The organism is Dyella sp. RRB7 (assembly GCF_022761115.1).
In the GTDB taxonomy this organism is placed as follows: domain Bacteria; phylum Pseudomonadota; class Gammaproteobacteria; order Xanthomonadales; family Rhodanobacteraceae; genus Dyella.
Genome location: NZ_JAKWJS010000006.1, coordinates 79360 through 96446, shown reverse-complemented (window position 1 = coordinate 96446; position 17087 = coordinate 79360). Strand labels below are relative to the sequence as shown.

Annotated in this window: 16 protein-coding genes, 1 tRNA gene and 1 riboswitch; of the genes, 7 read left to right on the top strand and 10 right to left on the bottom strand. The window is 66.4% G+C overall.

The window, feature by feature from the left end; genetic code table 11:
- Window positions 1-24: 24 nt before the first annotated feature.
- From pstC to phoU, 4 genes are all read left to right on the top strand, one after another.
- Window positions 25-1044 carry a phosphate ABC transporter permease subunit PstC gene (pstC, locus tag MJ606_RS14190; protein ID WP_243050188.1) on the top strand — a complete coding sequence of 340 codons (1020 nt, stop codon included), beginning with the start codon at window positions 25-27 and terminating at the stop codon, window positions 1042-1044.
- On the top strand, window positions 1044-1919 hold the full coding sequence (gene pstA / locus MJ606_RS14185) for a phosphate ABC transporter permease PstA (RefSeq protein ID WP_243050187.1): 876 nt from the start codon (window positions 1044-1046) through the stop codon (window positions 1917-1919). Before pstC ends, pstA begins: the two co-directional genes overlap by 1 nt.
- A complete protein-coding gene (pstB, locus tag MJ606_RS14180) occupies window positions 1912-2727 on the top strand; it encodes a phosphate ABC transporter ATP-binding protein PstB (protein ID WP_243050186.1) in 816 nt (271 codons plus the stop codon). The genes pstA and pstB overlap by 8 nt, the downstream gene beginning before the upstream one ends.
- An 88-nt stretch (window positions 2728-2815) precedes the next feature.
- The gene (gene phoU, locus MJ606_RS14175) at window positions 2816-3550 is read left to right on the top strand and encodes a phosphate signaling complex protein PhoU (protein WP_243050185.1); all 735 of its coding nucleotides are present in this window, start codon (window positions 2816-2818) and stop codon (window positions 3548-3550) included.
- A 75-nt stretch (window positions 3551-3625) separates the two neighbouring features.
- Here phoU and sugE read toward each other — a convergent pair whose 3' ends face one another.
- The 4 genes from sugE to rnr all read right to left on the bottom strand — a co-directional run bounded on the left by sugE (window position 3626) and on the right by rnr (window position 7590).
- A complete protein-coding gene (gene sugE / locus MJ606_RS14170; RefSeq protein ID WP_243050184.1) occupies window positions 3626-3949 on the bottom strand; it encodes a quaternary ammonium compound efflux SMR transporter SugE in 324 nt (107 codons plus the stop codon).
- Between the two features lie 130 nt (window positions 3950-4079).
- Window positions 4080-4370, bottom strand: a complete 291-nt coding sequence (locus MJ606_RS14165) for a hypothetical protein (RefSeq protein WP_243050183.1) — start codon at window positions 4368-4370, stop codon at window positions 4080-4082.
- Window positions 4367-5113 (bottom strand): 23S rRNA (guanosine(2251)-2'-O)-methyltransferase RlmB, encoded by a 747-nt coding sequence (gene rlmB / locus MJ606_RS14160; protein ID WP_243050182.1) that lies wholly within the window; start codon window positions 5111-5113, stop codon window positions 4367-4369. The genes MJ606_RS14165 and rlmB overlap by 4 nt, the downstream gene beginning before the upstream one ends.
- On the bottom strand, window positions 5110-7590 hold the full coding sequence (gene rnr, locus MJ606_RS14155; protein WP_343214825.1) for a ribonuclease R: 2481 nt from the start codon (window positions 7588-7590) through the stop codon (window positions 5110-5112). Before rnr ends, rlmB begins: the two co-directional genes overlap by 4 nt.
- A 263-nt stretch (window positions 7591-7853) precedes the next feature.
- Between rnr and MJ606_RS14150 the strand changes: the two genes are divergently transcribed.
- Window positions 7854-7938, top strand: a tRNA-Leu gene (locus MJ606_RS14150).
- 67 nt (window positions 7939-8005) lie between these two features.
- On the opposite strand, the gene modC is transcribed toward MJ606_RS14150, so the two are convergent.
- The 5 genes from modC to glp all read right to left on the bottom strand — a co-directional run bounded on the left by modC (window position 8006) and on the right by glp (window position 12244).
- Window positions 8006-9094 carry a molybdenum ABC transporter ATP-binding protein gene (modC, locus tag MJ606_RS14145; protein ID WP_243050181.1) on the bottom strand — a complete coding sequence of 363 codons (1089 nt, stop codon included), beginning with the start codon at window positions 9092-9094 and terminating at the stop codon, window positions 8006-8008.
- The gene (gene modB / locus MJ606_RS14140) at window positions 9087-9770 is read right to left on the bottom strand and encodes a molybdate ABC transporter permease subunit (protein ID WP_243050180.1); all 684 of its coding nucleotides are present in this window, start codon (window positions 9768-9770) and stop codon (window positions 9087-9089) included. The genes modC and modB overlap by 8 nt, the downstream gene beginning before the upstream one ends.
- A gap of 9 nt (window positions 9771-9779) precedes the next feature.
- Window positions 9780-10553: a molybdate ABC transporter substrate-binding protein gene (gene modA, locus MJ606_RS14135; protein ID WP_243050179.1), complete on the bottom strand. Its 774-nt coding sequence runs from the start codon at window positions 10551-10553 to the stop codon at window positions 9780-9782.
- Window positions 10554-10631: 78 nt separating this feature from the next.
- Complete coding sequence (locus MJ606_RS14130) at window positions 10632-10970, bottom strand: hypothetical protein (RefSeq protein WP_243050178.1); 339 nt, start codon at window positions 10968-10970, stop codon at window positions 10632-10634.
- Window positions 10967-12244 (bottom strand): gephyrin-like molybdotransferase Glp, encoded by a 1278-nt coding sequence (glp, locus tag MJ606_RS14125; RefSeq protein ID WP_243050177.1) that lies wholly within the window; start codon window positions 12242-12244, stop codon window positions 10967-10969. Before glp ends, MJ606_RS14130 begins: the two co-directional genes overlap by 4 nt.
- Before the next feature lie 292 nt (window positions 12245-12536).
- Between glp and fdhD the strand changes: the two genes are divergently transcribed.
- A complete protein-coding gene (gene fdhD, locus MJ606_RS14120; RefSeq protein ID WP_243050176.1) occupies window positions 12537-13403 on the top strand; it encodes a formate dehydrogenase accessory sulfurtransferase FdhD in 867 nt (288 codons plus the stop codon).
- 19 nt (window positions 13404-13422) lie between these two features.
- Here fdhD and MJ606_RS14115 read toward each other — a convergent pair whose 3' ends face one another.
- On the bottom strand, window positions 13423-13842 hold the full coding sequence (locus MJ606_RS14115) for a VOC family protein (protein ID WP_243050175.1): 420 nt from the start codon (window positions 13840-13842) through the stop codon (window positions 13423-13425).
- A gap of 201 nt (window positions 13843-14043) precedes the next feature.
- Window positions 14044-14137, top strand: a riboswitch (glycine riboswitch).
- Window positions 14138-14190: 53 nt separating this feature from the next.
- Here MJ606_RS14115 and gcvP point away from each other — a divergent pair.
- Window positions 14191-17082, top strand: coding sequence for an aminomethyl-transferring glycine dehydrogenase (gene gcvP, locus MJ606_RS14110; RefSeq protein WP_243050174.1), 2892 nt, complete (start codon window positions 14191-14193; stop codon window positions 17080-17082).
- Window positions 17083-17087: the final 5 nt, after the last annotated feature.

The window sequence follows — 17087 nt, the reverse complement described above, 5'->3', positions numbered from 1 at the left end:
CGAATCCTGAGGGATCGTCATCACATGCAAGCGAATGTAGGCGTTGCCGCCTCGACCATGGCACAGGAAGCGCGTGCACATCGCGACGCGCGGCATGATCGCCTGTTCAGCTGGCTGCTCAAGGGCTGTGCCCTGCTGGTGTTGGCCTGCCTGCTCGGCGCCGCAGGCGCCACCCTATGGGGCGGCCGTCATGCATTCAGTACATTCGGCTGGCACTTCCTGGTCAGCGACGCCTGGGACCCGAGCACCGATACCTACGGCGCCCTCGTCCCCGTCTACGGCACCATTGCCACCTCGCTGATCGCGCTGTTGATTGCGGTGCCGGTGAGCTTCGGCATCGCGCTGTATCTTTCCGAAGTGGCGCCGCCGTGGCTGCGTACGCCGGTGGCCTCGGCCATCGAGCTGCTCGCCGGCATCCCTTCGATCATCTACGGCATGTGGGGCCTTTTCATCTTCGCGCCCTTCTTCGCCGACCATATCAAGCCATGGCTGACCAACTACCTGGGCGGCAAGCCCGACGATGGCAAGCTGTCGTGGGTAGCGCAGCACGTGCCCTTTGTCGGCAAGCTGTTCGGCAGTGACTACCCGTTCGGCGCCAGCGTACTCACCGCCGGCATCGTGCTCGCGGTGATGATCATCCCGTTCATCTCCTCGGTGATGCGCGAAGTGTTCCAGACGGTGCCTTCGCGCCTGAAGGAATCGGCCTATGCGCTGGGCTCCAGCACCTGGGAAGTGTCCTGGGACATCGTGTTGCCCTATACCCGCTCGGCGGTGATCGGCGGCATTTTCCTGGGGTTGGGCCGCGCGCTGGGCGAGACCATGGCGGTGACCTTCGTGCTGGGCAACGCGATGCAGTTGTCCCCCTCTCTTCTCGACCCGGGCGCATCGATCGCCTCCACCATCGCCAACCAGTTCAGTGAAGCGGCCGGTCTGCAGAAATCCACCCTGATGGCGCTGGCGTTCCTGTTGTTCGTGGTCACCTTCATCGTGCTGCTGATCGCGCGCCTGATGTTGCGCCAGCTGGCTCACAAGGAGGGTCGCTGATGAGCAGCAGTTCGTTCCTCTACACGCGCCGGCGCATCACCAATCTGGTGGCGCTGTCGCTGAGCATGGTGGCCACCCTGATCGGCCTGATCTTCCTGGCCTGGATCCTGTGGGAAACCCTGCGCCAGGGCATCGGCGCACTGAACCTCAACCTGTTCACCAAGATCACCGCCTACGGTGAGGAAGGTGGCCTGCTCAACGCGATGGTCGGCAGCCTGATCATCGACTTCATCGGCATCGCCGTCGCTACGCCGATCGGCGTGATGGCCGGCACCTGGCTGGCCGAGTACGCCAACCGTACCAGCCTGGGCCAGTCGATCCGCTTCCTCAACGACATCCTGCTGTCGGCGCCGTCGATCGTGCTGGGCCTGTTCGTCTACACCATCGTGGTGTTGCCGACCACGACACTCACCAGTGGCAATACCACGTTCTCCGGCCTGGCCGGTGGCATCGCGCTGGCCTTGATCGCGCTGCCGGTGATCGTGCGCACCACCGACGAGATGCTGCGCCTGGTGCCCTCCACCCTGCGCGAGGCGGCGCTGTCGCTGGGCATCCCGCAGTGGAAGCTCACCCTGCAGATCCTGGTGCGCGCCGCGCGCTCCGGCATCATCACCGGCGTACTGCTGGCGCTGGCGCGCATCAGCGGCGAGACGGCCCCGCTGCTGTTCACCGCGTTCGGCAACAACTACATGACCTTCAACCCGATGGACAAGATGTCCAGCCTGCCCCAGGTGATCTACCAGTACGCCAACGACCCGGGCGAGGCCATGCACGCCATCGCCTGGGCCGGCGCGTTCGTGGTCACCATGTTCGTGCTGCTGCTGAGCCTTGCTTCCCGTCTGGTCCTTTCACGCAACAAGGTGTCCCATGACTGAGCCCGCTGCCGCCGGCATCCATCCACAATCCTCGGCAGCGTCCGCCCCGCTGGCGCCGACCAAGCTGCAAGTGCGCGACCTGCATTTCTACTACAACGGGTTCCATGCGCTGAAAGGCATCAACATGGACATCCCGGAGAAGAAGGTGACGGCCATCATCGGCCCGTCGGGCTGCGGCAAGTCCACCCTGCTGCGCATCTTCAACCGCATCTACGCGATCTATCCCAAGCTCGAGGCCAAGGGCGAGATCATCCTGGACGGCGAGAACATCCTCGACTCCAGCTACTCGATGAACCGCCTGCGCAGCAAGGTCGGCATGGTGTTCCAGAAGCCGGTGCCGTTCCCGATGACCATCTTCGAGAACGTGGCCTACGGTATCCGCCACCACGAGAAGCTGTCGCGCGCCGACCTGGACATCCGCGTGGAGCAGGCGCTGCGCAGCGCCGCCCTGTGGGACGAGGTGAAGGACAAGCTCAAGCAGAGCGCGCTGGGTCTCTCCGGTGGCCAGCAGCAGCGCCTGTGCATTGCCCGCGGCATTGCGCTGAAGCCCGAAGTGCTGCTGCTCGACGAGCCCACCTCCGCGCTGGACCCGATCGCCACCGGCCGTATCGAACAGCTGGTGGAAGAGCTCAAGAACGAGTACACCATCGTCATCGTCACCCACAACATGCAGCAGGCGGCGCGCTGTTCCGACCTCACTGCCTTCATGTACCTGGGCGAACTGATCGAGTTCGACCGCACCGAGCAGATCTTCACCAAGCCCACCAAGAAGCAGACCGAGGATTACATCACCGGTCGCTTTGGCTAAGCGATAGGTCCCCTCTCCCTGGGGAGAGGGCTAGGGTGAGAAGCCACGCTGCCTTACCCTTCCCTACTGGACGCACACGAGAACCCACATGAGCGGCAGCAGCAAAGAACACATCATCAAGAGCTACGACGACGAGCTGACCCGTCTCACCGGCGAAATCGTGCGTATGGGCGAGTTGGCGGTGAGTCAGCTGGAAGCCGCCATCGACGTGATCGACCGTCGCGACGAGCGCGCCGCCCAGCACGTGGTCAACAACGACGACGCCATCGACCTGCTGGAGCAGGAGATCAGCCACGACGTGGTGCGCCTGCTGGCACTGCGCGCGCCGATCGCCGGCGACCTGCGCAACGTGTTCGCCGCGCTGCGCATCGCCGCCGATATCGAACGTATCGGCGACTATGCCGCCAACGTGGCCAAGCGCTCCATCCCGCTGTCGATGGTGGCGCCGATCGCACCGACCAGCGGCCTGGGTTACCTGGCCGAGCTGGCCGCCGCGGAAGTGCGCGAAGTGCTGATCGCCTATCGCGATCGCGACGCCGAGCGCGCCTACCAGGTATGGAAGGACGACGCCGAGCTGGACGAAGCCTATACCGGCTACTTCCGCCAGCTGCTTACCTACATGATGGAAGACCCGCGCAACATCACGCCGTGCACGCACCTGCTGTTCATGGCCAAGAACATCGAGCGCATCGGCGACCACGCCACCAATATCGCCGAGAGCATCTGGTACCAGGTCAACGGCGAACCGCTGACCGCGCAGCGCGCCAAGCGTGACTTCACCTCCAACCCCGAGCTGACCAAGCTGGGGCACAAGCAGGACTGAATCCCGGCCGCCGGCCCCTTCTCGCAACGGGAGAAGGGGCCCGACATGTGGCGCCTGGACAAGACACCAACGGGATCAGTGCGCTCCGCCGGTCAGCTTCAGCCCCACAATGCCGAACAGCACCAGCGCCACGCACGCCAGCCGCGCGGGCGACGCCGAATCGCCAAACAGCACGATGCCAAGAATCACCGCGCCCACCGCACCGATGCCGGTCCAGATGGCGTAAGCGGTGCCGATCGGCAGGCTTTTCACCGCCATGGCCAGCAACACGATGCTGGCGAGCATCGCCGAGCCGGTGATCACACTGGGCCACAAGCGGCTAAAGCCTTCGGTGTATTTCAAGCCAATCGCCCAGACCACTTCGAACAGGCCGGCAAGGCCAAGATAAATCCAGGGCATGACGCGACTCCTCTGGATGAAGAGCAGAGCCGTCCCCGCAATGAACACTTGCTGGCGGGGTCGTCCCCGCAGACCGGCCCCCTTGCAGGGCCGGTCGCATCATTTTACACAGCCGGGCTGAATGCCCTGGTCATGGCGCGAACTTGCGCCCTGCCTCGCGCAGTTCGCGGCGCGCCCTGGCCGAATGCACGATGCCAAAGACACCGATGACGATCCACGCCACCTGCATCAGGAAGGCCGGCCAGTTCATCTCCGTCACGCCAAACACCAGCGACAGCAGCACACCCAACGCGCCCAGCACGTTCATCAGCTGATACACGAGGCCGTTGCCATGCAGCTTGCGGGCCTGCAGCAGCAGGAACGCCAGCAGCACCAGCAGCACACCGATATAACCCGCCCAGTCGTGCCATAAGAACGTCATCGCTTCTCACTCCTTTGGCGCAATGCCTCGAACAGGACGATGCCGGTGGCCACGGAGACATTGAGGCTCTCCATCACGCCCGGCATGGGGATCTTCGCCACGAAATCGCAGGTTTCGCGCGTGAGGCGACGCATGCCCTCGCCTTCGCTGCCCAGCACCAAGGCCACCGGGCCACGCATGTCGATGCCATAGATCGAGGTGTCGGTGTCGCCGGCCAGGCCGGTGATCCACACGCCGGCATCCTTGAGCGTGCGCAGCACGCGCGCCAGGTTGGTGGCCGCGATCAGCGGCACGCGGTCGGCACCGCCGGCCGAGGCACGACGCACCACCGGGGTCAGGCCCACCGCGCGGTCCTTCGGCACGATCACCGCCGTGGCACGCGCCGCTGCCGCGCTGCGCAGGCAGGCGCCGAGATTGTGCGGATCGGTGATGCCATCCAGCACCAGCACCAGCGCGTCCTGCCCTGCCGCTTCCAGCAAGGCCGGCAGATCGTTCTCGCCGCCCATCGGCGGCGCCTCGTAACGCGCCACCACGCCCTGATGCCGGGCCTCGCCCGCGAGCTTTTCCAATTGCTCGCGCGGACGGTGGTGCACGGGGATGTTCAGCGCCTTGGCGCGCGTGGCCAGTTCCTGCACGCGCGCATTGCGCTGCCCCTGCTCCACCAGCAGTTCGCGCACGCGTTCGGCGTCGTTGCTCAGGGCACCTTCGACGGGATTGATCCCGACGATCCAGCTCTCACTCATGGCTTGCCTTTCTTCTTGCCGGCCCCGCGGGCCTTGGAGGTTGCTCTGGACGCAGCGTCTTTCACCGCCTTGAACTTGCCCTTGGCCGCCGTCTTGACCTTGGAGAACATGCTCTTGCCACTCGCCGGCTCCTTGCCGGCGACGGGCGCATCCTTCCCTACCGCCACCGCCGTCGTGCGCGGTGCGGCAACCCCGACATTATCGCGCGGGCCACCCCGTGTCGTCGCCTTGCCGCCCTTGGGCAAGGAATAACGATCGCCGGCCGCCGCATAGTCGTAGCGGCGTTCGCCGCGCGCGGGCGGCGGTGTCGCCGCGCTGCGCGGAGCCACCAGGCGGAAATCGATCTTGCGATCCTCCAGGCTGGCGCGCAGCACCTGGATGCGCACGTGATCGCCCAAGCGGAACTGCACGCCGGTGCGCTCGCCCTTCAACAGATGACGCACCGGATCGAAGTGGTAGTAGTCGTTGGACAGCTGGCTGATATGCACCAGCCCCGACACCTTCGATTCGTCCAGCTCCACGAACAGCCCGAACGAGGTGACGCCGGTGACGGTGCCTTCGAACTCGCTGCCTACGTGCTTGGACATCCAGGCGCACTTGAAGCGCTCGTCCACATCGCGCTCGGCTTCCTCGGCGCGGCGCTCGCGCTGCGAGCAATGCACCGCCATGGCGGCCATCTCGCTGGGCGTATAGCTGTAATCGCCGGGCTTGCCGCCGGTGAGGGCATAGCGAATCGCGCGATGCACCAGCAGGTCGGGATAGCGGCGGATCGGCGAGGTGAAATGCGTGTACGCCTCCAACGCCAGGCCAAAGTGCCCCCGATTGTCCGGCTGGTAGGCGGCCATGCTCTGCGCGCGCAACAACACCGATTGGATCAGTTCGCGCTCGGGGCGATCCTGCACCCGCCGCAATACATCGGCGAAATCGCCCGGGGTCACTTCCTCCAGCGACGGCATGCGCAGCTTGAACTCGCGCAGGAACTGCTGCAGGTCCTCGTACTTCTCCGCCGGCGGCGGCTCGTGGGCGCGGAACAGCGCGGGAATCTTCTTCTTTTCGAGATACAGCGCCGCCTGCACGTTAGCGGCGATCATGCATTCCTCGATCAGCTTGTGCGCATCGTTGCGCTCGGTGGCGCCCATGGCCTCCACTTCGCCGCGCTGGTCGAGGCGGAACTTCACTTCCGGCGTTTCGAAATCGATCGCGCCACGGCGCTTGCGCTGCGCCGCCATCAACTTGTAGAGCCCGTGCAGGTGCTCCAGCTGCGGCATCACGTCGGCCAGTTCGTGGCGCGCGTCGGCGTCGTTGAGGCCGATGGCCTGCCACACGCGGTCATAGGTCAGGCGCGCATGCGAACGCATCACCGCGTCGTAGAACTTGGAGCGCACCACCACGCCCTCGGCATCGACCTGCATGTCGCAGACCATGCACAGGCGCTCCACCTTGGGATTGAGCGAGCAGATGCCGTTGGACAGCGTCTCCGGCAGCATCGGCACCACGAAGCCGGGGAAATAGGTCGACGTGCTGCGCTCGTACGCCTCGCGATCGAGCGCACTGCCCACCTTCACGTAATGGGACACATCGGCGATGGCCACCACCAGCCGATAGCCGCCGCCACGACGCGGTTCGGCGTAGACGGCGTCATCGAAGTCGCGTGCATCGGCGCCGTCGATGGTCACCAGTGGCAAGGCGCGCAGGTCGGTGCGGCCCTCGCGTTCGGCGGCGGTGACTTGCGGTTCCACCTGGGCGGCATCGCGCAGCACGGCGTCCGGCCAATCGTGCGGCAGGTCGTGGCTGGCGATGGCCATCTCCACCAGCAGCGACGGCTGCAGTCTTTCGCCCAGCACCGCGCGGATGGCGCCCAGCGGACCGCGCTGCGCCGTCGGCGGGTCGGTGATCTCGGCCACCACGATCTGGCCCGAGCGCGCGCCCATGTCCTGACCGGGCACGATGATTACGTCCTGATGCAGGCGGCGATCGTCCGGCGCCACCAGGGTCACGCCGTTCTCCACCACCACGCGGCCCACCAGGCGCGGCGAGCGACGTTGCAACACTTCGACGATGGCGCCCTGCTTGCGGCCGCGACGGTCGATACCGACCACGCTGGCCAGCACGCGATCACCATGCAGCACCGTGCGCATCTGCTGCGGCGAAAGGTACAGGTCATCGCCGCCGCCATCCGGCCGCAGGAAGCCATAGCCTTCGGCATTGGCCAGCACCACGCCGGGGATCAGGTCGAGTTTCTGGGCGGGGGCGTAGCCGCCTCTCCGGCCGAGCAGCAACTGGCCGTCGCGCACCATTGCACCGAGGCGCTTGCGCAGCGCGTTGAGATCGTATTCGTCGGTGAGCGACAACGCCTCGGCGATGCGCGCCTCGGTCAGCAGCTCGCCGCGCGATTCCAGCAGTTCGAGAATCGCCTCGCGGCTGGGAATGGGGCGCTCATAGCGCTGGGCCTCGCGCTCGGCATGCCGGTCGGCCACCTGGCCCGCCGGCTGGCGCGAGGACGGGTCGATCGCCGAACGCCTGGCGCGAGGGGCCGCCTTCTTCGGCGCCGAGGGAGCCTTGGGGGTTCCCTGCTTGCCACCGCGCGGTTCTTTTTTTCTGGTCACTTCCTTGCCTTTTGTCAGATGTCGAACCGCGAATGCCGCGGCCCGATGAAAAATCAGTGAAAGAATAGTTGACAACCCACCGACACATGCCTAATCTACGCGGCTCACGCAGCCCACAAAGCAGCGGGACACCTGCCCAGGTGGCGGAATTGGTAGACGCACTAGTTTCAGGTACTAGCGGGTAAAACCGTGGAGGTTCGAGTCCTCTCCTGGGCACCAATTGTAGACGAAGCCCGCAGCGATGCGGGCTTCGTCGTTTCTGGAGATTCTCGCCGCTCCCGCCTTGTCACAGGCCAAGCGCAACGGCCTTGACCTGTGCCCACGCCTCATTGCCCGGCGCCCATCCCTGTGCATGCCACGAGCGGCGCGTGATGCGCGCCAGCAAGGTGCTGCCGCCCGCATCCAATTGCACCAGGCACTGCGACGGATGATCCGCATCGGCCATCGCCACGATGCGGCAACGGATCTGGTTCAACGCGCTGGTTCCCGCCAACGGCGCCTGGGTCAGCACGACATCACGCGCGCCGATGCGACAGCGCAGGCGCTGGCCGACGACTTCGTGGCGATGCGGAAGCCATAGCGTGCCACCGGGAAAATCCAGCTCGATCAGCTGGTCGTGCGCGTCGTAGCCAACCACCGCGCCCTCGATCACCGAACCCATCGCCTCGGCCAGCGCCGGCGGCAAATCGAGGCGGGTCAGCGTCGCCTGCAGCGCGCCCTGCGCCACTACGTGCCCCTGGTCCAGCAACACGATGTGATCGGCCAGGCGCGCCACTTCGTCGATGTTGTGGCTCACATAGATCATCGGCAGGTCGAGCTCGGCATGCAGGCTTTCCAGGCAGCCGAGCAGGTCCGATCGTGCGTTGGCGTCGAGCGCGGAGAGGGGTTCGTCGAACAGCAGCAAGGCCGGGTCGGACAACAAGGCGCGCACCATCGACACGCGCTGGCGCTCGCCGCCGGAAAGCCCGCCGACACCGCGGTCGAGCAGGCCGCGCAGGCCGAAGCGCTCGATCAGGCCTTGGCGATCGAGATGCGCCGGCCGCCCCGCACGGCGAAAACCATAATCAAGATTGCCGGCCACCGAGCGATGCACGAACAGGCTCGGCTCCTGGAACACATAGCCCAGCCGGCGTCGATGCGGCTGCACGAACACGCGCCGCGCACTGTCCTGCCAGACCTCATGGCCAAACGTCACCCTGCCCTCGCTGGCGCGCTCCAGGCCGGCGATGGCCCGCAGGCAACTGGTCTTGCCCGCACCCGACGGACCGAACAGTGCGGTGATGCCGGTGGGCGGCAATGCGATATCCACGTCGAGCACCATGTCGCCACGACGCCACGCCAGCTTCGCGTGCAATCCATGCCGCGCCTCAGTCACGCGCGTGCCTGCCCGGTCGCAGCAACGACATGCACAGCAACGCCACGAACGACACCAGCAACAGGCATAGCGACAGCACGTGGGCCTGGTGATACTCGCCGGCCTGCACGTGGTCGTAGATGCGCATGGACAGCACGCGCGTCTGCCCCGGAATATTGCCGCCGATCATCAGCACCACGCCGAACTCGCCCACGGTGTGTGCAAAGCCCAGCACGGTGGCAGTGAGCACGCCCGGCAGCGCCATCGGCAGCGCCACCGAGAAGAAGCGATCCAGTGGCCCCGCGCCGAGGCACGACGCCACCTCCAGCGGCCGCACGCCGACCGACTCGAACGCGTTCTGCAGCGGTTGCACCACGAACGGCAGCGAATACAGCATGGATGCCACCACCAGTCCCTGGAACGTGAACGGCAACGCCGACAGGCCCGCCGCCGCGACCGCACGCCCCACCCAGCCGTTGGGACCCAGCAGCAGCAGCAGGTAGAAGCCGAGCACGGTCGGCGGCAGCACCAACGGCAACGCGACCACCGCGGCCAACGGCCGCCGCCAGCGCGAATGCGTATGCGCCAGCCACCATGCCAGCGGCGCCCCCAGCAACAGCAGCAGCACGGTGACCGTGGTGGCCAGGCGCAAGGTCAGCCCGAGCGCCAGCAGGTCCTGGTCGGACAACAAGGCCATGGGCTTCGCTCAGTGCCCCCCCACGTCGGGCAGCTTGAAGCCGTACTGCGCCAGGATGGCGCGGGCCTGCCCGCCCTGCACGTACTGGGTGAAGTCCTTGGCCAGCGCGTTGCCGGCGCCGCGCTGGGTCAGCACGAAGCTCTGCCGCAACGGCTGGTACAGCGACGGTGGCACCAGCACATAGCTGCCCTTCACCGGCGAATCCAGCGCCAGCGACTCGGCGATGATGCCGACCTGCGCGTTGCCGCTCTGCGCAAACTGCGCGGCCTGGGCAATGTTCTCGCCAAAGACCAGCCGCGACTGCAGCGAATCCCACAGCCCGGCGGCGCGCAGGGCTTGTTCCGCGCGCTTGCCGTAGGGCGCGTGCTGCGGGTTGGCAATGGCGATGCGGCCAAAACGCGGCTGCGCCAGGTCCGCCACCTGCACTTGCGTCATGTCGATGCTGGCGCTCCACAACACGATATGCCCGTCGGCATACGGCACCGGTTCACCGCCGGCCTTGCCATGCGCCACCAGTTGTTGCGGATAGTCGCTATCGGCCGAGAAGAACACGTCGAACGGTGCGCCCTGCTCGATCTGGGTGAGCAGGTTGCCCGAAGATCCGTAGACCACGTCGACCTTGCGACCCGGACGGTCGTGCTGGTAGGCCTCGACGATCTTGTCCATCGCGTGATGCAAGTCGGCGGCCGCGGCCACCGTGATGTGCTCATCCGCCGCCAATAGAGAACACGGCAGCAGCGCCATGCCGAGTGCGAACAACACATGCCAAAAGGGACGCTTCATACGGCTTATCCTCGCGTAGTGTTTGCCGTGCCGGCGGCACGAGCGTAGCCCAACCTGCCCCGGAATCTTTTCAGGCGCTCAGGATGACCGACGCTGCCGCACACTGTCGCGCACGTCCACGTCGAACAGCAACTCCAGGGCCTCGCCGTCATGCGGCCCCGCCAGGATGAAGCCAAGGCCTTCGCGCGTGGGCAGGCGTTGGGCATGCTCGCGGACCGCCACTGCGGGAATCTCGATCTGCCAGTCATCCGGCTGGCCACCGAAATGGGCGGCATCCCCCATCCGCAGCGTGCAGCGGATGGCGAAGGCGCGAGCGAAGACGGTACGGGCGGTGATGGCATCGCCGGCCAGCAATCGGGCCAGTTCTTCCTCGCCGATGCGCACGCGCAGGTTCTGGCCCTCGATCTGCAGTTTCATGGCGACATGTCCTGATGATCCGCACCGCAATGGGCGGCCATAGTGAATGGTTGATCCGGTTGCAGGCTGGCGATCTCGACCAGGGTGCCCGCAGCGCCATCGCCGGCGTCCTCCGGCAACACGACCCAGGCATCGGCCTGGGCGAACGGCTGGATGCGAAAGGGCTGCTGCTGCCGGAGCAGGCTGGCATGCAGCCGTCCATCCGGTGCCTGCTGCAGGCGGGCGCGCAGGAAGTGGCGCAGGCCGGGCTTGGGCTGCTGCGGGGTATCGAGTAACGCGTAACGCGTGAGCTCGCCACCCTGTCCTGCCAAGGCCCGCAGCAACGGTGTGATGAAGAAACGAAAACCCGCGGCAACCGCCATCGGCGTGCCAGGCAAGGCCATCACCAGCGGACCATCGCGCAGTGATGCCGCAAGCAACGGCTTGCCCGGGCGGATCGCCACCTTGTGGAACAGCAGCTCGGCGCCAAGTTCGCCCAGCGTGTCGGGGACGAAGTCGTAACGCCCCATCGAGACGGCACCGGTGCTGATGATCAGGTCGACGCCGGCATCACGCGCGCGCGCCACGGCCCGCGCATACGTATGGGCGGTGTCGTCCACCGTGTCGCAGGACACCACCCGCGTGCCCGCAGCGCTCAACGCCGCCAGCAGATAGGGGCCATTGGAGTTATGGATGCATTCGGCGGCCAGCGGACGCGTCGGATCGGCCTGCAGCTCCTTGCCGGTACAGATGATCGCCACGCGCGGCTGGCGCACAACGCTTACCCGGGTCACGCCCAACGCAGCCAGCAGCATGACCTGGGCAGGCTCGATGCGGGTGCCGGCGTGGACCACCGTCGCCCCCATGGCCACGTCACTACCGGCATAGCGCACATTGGCCCCGACCGCGAGCGGGTCGAGCAGGCGAATGCGCTTGGGGGTGCCGTCCTCGGCCGTCGCCAGCAGTTGCGTGCGTTCCACTGCCACCACGGCATCCAGGCCGTCCGGCAATCGTGCGCCAGTCATGATCTCCCATGCCCTGCCCGATGAGGCGCGTGCCGCATCGCCGGCGGCCTGGGAACCCGACACGTCGTGCTCGGACCCGGCCAGCAGTGGCTCGTGGGCGCACAGGGCGTAGCCGTCCATGGCGGCATGATCGAACGACGGCAACGCCATCGGGCTGGCGACGTCCTGCGCCAGCACCCGGCCCAGGCTCTCCCCGAGCGAACACGGCTCATGCGCCAGCCGCTGGGCATGCGCCAGTAGTGCCTGCAGAGCCTGGTGATAACTGATCATGAAGCGACGCCGCGTGTCTTGCCTGCATGGGTTGCAAGGCTGATGAGCATGCTCAATGCATGCGGCCCGCTACGCAAGAGGCGGGTAGGCTCGCATGGAAAATTCGCTGCGCCGCGGCAGCACCGGGCCATCATCACGCGCCCGTCATCACTGAGGGTTACCCCGCGTTCGTTTGAGGCAAGTGACGGGCTTGGAGCTGCCGGCGTGGTCGACCGGGCGCCGGTTGGCATCCCCTTCCCGATCGGTGTATGGATAGCCCCCAGCCCGTAGTGAAGGCGTGGACGGTGGAAACATGAAACGTGCAGTCAAGGACAACCCGCCGCCGAACCTCGCCGAGGAGGTTTGCGCCGATGCGCCCGGTTATGTGACGCGCCCGATCGAGCGCTGGCGTCATGGCCAAGTCACGCAGGAGGACGACTGCATCGCCGAGGAAGTACCGGTGGCCATGCGCTACAACGGCACCAGCTTCGCCGTGATGATGGCCTCGCCGCATGACCTGGAAGACTTCGCGCTGGGCTTTTCGCTCAGCGAAGGCCTGATCGACACCCCCTCCCAATTGCTTGAACTGGACATCCACCCGCTGCTCGAAGGCATCGATCTGGCGATGCGCGTCACCGAAAATGCGCATGGCGCACAGCTTGAACGGGAACGCGAACGCCTGCTCCCCGGGCGCAGCGGCTGCGGCATCTGCGGTACGCGCGAGCTGGAGAACGCGATCCGGCAGCACCATCCGGTCGGCGCCGGGCACACCATCACGCGCGAGGCGCTGGAGCAGGCACTCCGGCAATTGCAGGCACGGCAGCCGATGAACAGCGCCACCGGCGCCGTACACGCCGCCGCCTGGGCCGACCGCAACGGGCAGATCCAACTGGTGCGCGAGGATGTCGGCCGCCACAACGCGCTGGACAAGCTGATCGGCGCCATGCGTCGCGCCGGCATCGATGCCAACGATGGCATGGCCCTGGTCACCAGCCGCGCCAGCTACGAAATGGTCACCAAGGCCACCAGCGCGGGCATTACCCTGCTGGCCGCCATCTCGGCACCGACGGCATTGGCGATCGAGCTGGCGCGCAGCGCCGGCCTCACCCTGGTGGGCTTTACCCGCCCCGGCAGCCACAACGTCTATACCCATCCCGATCGACTGCGTGCACCTGCCTAGCCCAACCTGGTGAGCATTCTCACCGGATAACGGGCGGCCCCTTGAGCTCCACCAGGTTGCCCTGCGGGTCATACAGGTAGATCGACGGCCCCTCGCCCTGCGCCCCATAGCGCGAGCCGATCTCGCCCATGCGCACGTGATGGGTTTTCAGATGGGCGACGATGGAGGCCTCGTCGTAGTGTTCCACGCGCAGGCACAGATGATCCATGTTGTGCCCTTCCGCGCCCGGTCCGGCGCCGCCCAGGCGGCCCAGCTTGCCGTCCAGCGCCACCAGATCGATCAGCGAATCGCCCGCGCGCAGCTGCACCAGGCCGATCTCGTCCTGGCGCCGCTCCTCGCGGCAGCCCAGCACCTCGCAATAGAACCGCTGCATGGCGGCCATGTCGCGCACGCGCAGCACCACGTGGTCGATCTGGGCAAGCTGGAACGGCGGCTTCATGGCGGTACTCGTCAAGCAGGCCTTTCATCTTATGCCTGCTGAGACGCCGCCGGCACCGCGGCTGAAGAGCCCTTGGGCTAGGGAGGCAAAGCGGCCCCCGGGGCCTTATAATTGTCGTTTAGCGTGTGGTGGGAGAAGCGGCGAGAGCCGCTGCCGAAGGCGCAAAAGCCCGTAATCGCTCAGGCCCCATACCATCACCCGCACCAACACTCTGGAGAGACCGGTTCGATCCGGCGCCGAAGGGGCACGAAGCGCAAGCTTCCAAACTCTCAGGCAAAAGGACAGAGGGGCGCTACACGTGCGGCTTGCACGTCCGGCCCTTGTCGGCCATTTACGGACGCCCCTGTCATGAGTCAGAACGCCACCCCCTCCTTGCGTGACCTCGAACACCACGACGCTTTCATCGAGCGCCACATTGGCCCCAACGACGCCGAGATCGCGCAGATGCTGCGCGTGGTCGGCTATGACTCGCTGGAAGCGATGACCGACGCCATCGTGCCGGGCAAGATCAAGTCGCCGGCGCCGCTGGCGCTGCCCTCGCCCATCACCGAGGTGGAAGCGCTGGCCAAGATCCGCGCCATCGCCGACAAGAACCAGGTATTCAAGAGCTTCATCGGCCAGGGCTACTACGGCACGCTGACGCCGAACGTCATCCTGCGCAACATCCTGGAGAACCCGGCGTGGTACACGGCCTATACGCCGTACCAGGCGGAGATCTCGCAGGGCCGCATGGAAGCGCTGATCAACTTCCAGACCATGTGCGCCGACCTCACCGGCATGGAGATCGCCAACGCGTCCCTGCTGGACGAAGGCACCGCCGCCGCCGAGGCGATGACGCTGGCCAAGCGCTCGGCCAAGTCCAAGTCCAACACGTTCTTCGTTTCCAACGCCGTGCACCCGCAGACGCTGGAAGTGCTCAAGACCCGCGCCGAAACGCTGGGCATCGACCTGCACATCGGCGACGACAGCGAAGCGGGCAGCGTCGACAGCTACGGCGTGCTGCTGCAGTACCCCAACACCTTCGGCCGGATCAACGACTACCAGGCACTGGCTGACGCCGTGCATGCACGCCATGGCGTGGTCTGCGTGGCCACCGACCTGCTCGCGCTCACGCTGATCGCCGCGCCGGGCGAATGGGGCGCCGATATCGTGGTCGGCAACACCCAGCGCTTCGGCGTGCCGTTCGGTTTCGGTGGCCCGCACGCCGCGTTCATGGCCTGCCGTGACGCCTACAAGCGCTCCATGCCGGGCCGCCTGATCGGCGTATCCATCGACGCCGAAGGCAAGCCCGCCTACCGCCTCACGCTGCAGACGCGCGAACAGCACATCCGCCGCGAGAAGGCCACTTCCAACATCTGCACCGCGCAGGTGCTGCTGGCGGTGATGGCCAGCATGTACGCCGTGTACCACGGCCCGGAAGGCCTTACCCGCATCGCACGCCGCGTGCATCGCCTTGCTTCGATCCTGGCCGGCGCGCTGCGCTCGGCGGGCGTGGCCGTCGGCCATGACTTCTTCGACACGCTGCACGTCGCCGGCGTGGACGCTGCCGCCGTGCACGCCAAGGCGCGCGTTGCCGGCATCAACCTGCGCCAGATCGACGCCAGCAGCGTGGGCATCAGCCTGGACGAAACCACCACGCGCGCCGACGTGATTGCGCTGGCTACGGTGTTCGGGGCCACCGTCACCGACATCGATGCACTCGATGCAGGCACGCACGATGCCCTGCCCGCCGGCCTGCGGCGCAAGAGCAAGTTCCTCACCCACCCGGCCTTCAACACGCACCACAGCGAGCACGAGTTGCTGCGCTACATGCGCTCGCTGGCCGACAAGGACCTGGCGATGGATCGCACCATGATCCCGCTGGGCAGCTGCACCATGAAGCTCAACGCCACCGCCGAGATGATCCCGGTGACGTGGCCGGAATTCGCCAACATCCATCCGCTGGCGCCGGCCGACCAGGCCGCCGGCTACAAGCAGCTGATCGACGAGCTGGAAGCGATGCTGGTGGAGTGCACCGGTTACGACGCCGTGAGCCTGCAGCCGAACTCCGGTGCGCAGGGCGAATACGCCGGCCTGCTGGCCATCCGCGCCTATCACCGCTCGCGCGGCGAAGGCCATCGCGATATCTGCCTGATCCCCGAGTCCGCCCATGGCACCAACCCGGCCTCCGCGCAGATGGCCGGCATGCAGGTGGTGGTGACCAAGTGCGACGCCAACGGCAACGTGGACGTGGAAGACATCCAGCGCGCCGCCGAGAAGTTCAGCGACCGCCTCGCCGCGCTGATGATCACCTACCCGTCCACGCATGGCGTGTTCGAGGAAGACATCGTCAAGATCTGCGAGATCGTGCACGAGCACGGCGGCCAGGTGTACACCGACGGCGCCAACATGAACGCGCTGGTCGGCGTGGCCAAGCCCGGCAAGTGGGGCTCGGACGTATCGCACCTGAACCTGCACAAGACCTTCTGCATTCCGCACGGCGGCGGTGGCCCTGGCGTGGGCCCGTGCGCGGTGAAGTCGCATCTCGCCCCATTCCTCCCGCGCACGTTCGGCGGCGCGGGTGAAGTGGGCATGGTGTCCGCGGCGAGCTTCGGCTCGGCTTCGATCCTGCCGATCAGCTGGATGTACATCACCATGATGGGGGCCAGTGGCCTGCGCCGCGCCACCCAGGTGGCGCTGCTCAACGCCAACTACATCGCCAAGCGCCTGGCGCCGCACTACGAGACGCTCTACACCGGCCGCAATGGCCTGGTGGCGCACGAGTGCATCCTCGACCTGCGCCCGCTCAAGGACGCCACCGGCATCGGCGCGGAAGACGTGGCCAAGCGCCTGATCGACTTCGGCTTCCACGCCCCCACGCTGAGCTTCCCGGTGGCCGGCACGCTGATGGTCGAGCCGACCGAGAGCGAGAGCCAGTACGAGCTGGATCGCTTCATCGACGCGATGATCCAGATCCGCGATGAAATCCGCGCCGTGGACGAAGGCAAGCTCGATCGCGAGGACAACCCGCTCAAGCATGCGCCGCACACCGCCGTGATGGTGTCGGCTTCCGAATGGACCCACGCTTATACGCGTGAGCTGGCCGCCTTCCCGCTGCCCAGCCTCAAGCTGCAGAAGTACTGGTCGCCGGTGGCCCGCGTGGACAACGTCTACGGCGACAAGAACGTGTTCTGCAGCTGCGTACCGGTGGAAGCGTTCAAGGGCGAGATCGAAGCCTTCAGCGAACCGAACGTGGCGTAACACGC